Genomic DNA, 344 nt, shown 5'->3' with positions numbered 1-344 from the left:
ACCTCCTGTGCCGGTTGGCGGGCAGAAACCCCGGCCCGAAGCATCTCACTGGCGATGACGGGCGGGTCAGGGTGCTGGTTACGCTGCCGGGGCTCAAAGACCTTCTGGACATGGCGATGAACCAGCCCAGGCAATACGGAGCGGCAGATCCAGCCGTCGCAGGACGGCTCCTGGGGCTGCTTCAGGAGCTCACCTGGTGTGACCGGCGGGGCCGGTATCGGCCGGAGATCGTGGACCATTTGGGCCGCATGCGTAACGCCATTGGCGCCGCCAACTACGCAGATGCGGAACGGCGAAGTCTGTTGGAGCTGGCAGATTCCATCGACGTTCTGCAGTCAAAGAAG

1 protein-coding gene is annotated in these 344 nt (G+C 64.0%); it reads left to right on the top strand.

Annotation, left to right across the window (positions count from 1 at the left end; all coding sequences use genetic code 11):
• Positions 1 to 14: 14 nt before the first annotated feature.
• The coding region (locus AC5RWX_RS34505; protein ID WP_494100605.1) for a DUF2254 family protein at positions 15 to 344 on the top strand (330 nt) is incomplete at its 3' end.

This window comes from Arthrobacter sp. SPT-J7, from assembly GCF_059089965.1.
This window is presented reverse-complemented; position numbering and strand designations above follow the sequence as displayed.